Annotated in this window: 1 protein-coding gene; it reads left to right on the forward strand. The window is 70.9% G+C overall.

Annotated elements, in window-relative coordinates:
- Positions 1 to 693, forward strand: a 693-nt coding sequence (locus RJ1_RS45140) for a transposase (RefSeq protein WP_073371187.1), incomplete at both ends; no start/stop codon positions are given.

Raw genomic sequence — 693 nt, forward strand, 5'->3', positions numbered from 1 at the left:
GCGTGTGTGGCCGCCCTGCAGGGCGACGCCCGCCCGGTCGCCCCCGAGGGTCCGACCGATGTCCTGGCCTTGCTCGACGAACGTCGAACGAACCTGTCGGGCAGCCGCACTCGCATCGTCAATCAGCTGCACGCGCTGCTGCGACAGTTGCTGGCCGGCGGTGCGCCGACATCGCTGACCGCGGCCGCGGCCACCGCACTGTTGCGGGGCTTCCGCGCCCGCAGCGAGGTGGACCGGATTCGCGTCGGCCTGTGCCGCGACCTGATCGCCGACATCCGCCGCCTCGATGGTCAACTCGCCGAGAACGAGAAGCAGATGACCCGTGCGCTCGACGCGCAGGGCACCGGTCTGCGTGAGGTCGACGGGATCGGTTCGGTGACCGCGGCCCGCCTGATCGGGCGAACGGGACGAGTCAGCCGGTTCCCGACAGCCGCGGCCTACGCGAACTACAACGGCTCGGCGCCGGTGCAGATCGCCAGCGCCGACACCGACCGCCACCGCCTGTCCCGGTACGGGGACCGGCAACTCAACAGCGCGCTCTACACGATCGCGATGGTCCAGATTCGGATGCCCGCCAGCGCCGGGCGCGCGTACTACGACAAGAAGATCGCCGAGGGCAAGAGCCCCCGCGCCGCGACCCGCAGCCTCAAGCGGCACCTGTCCGATCACGTCTGGCGCATCATGCTCGCCGAC

It is taken from the genome of Rhodococcus jostii NBRC 16295, assembly GCF_001894825.1.
GTDB lineage: Bacteria > Actinomycetota > Actinomycetes > Mycobacteriales > Mycobacteriaceae > Rhodococcus_F > Rhodococcus_F jostii.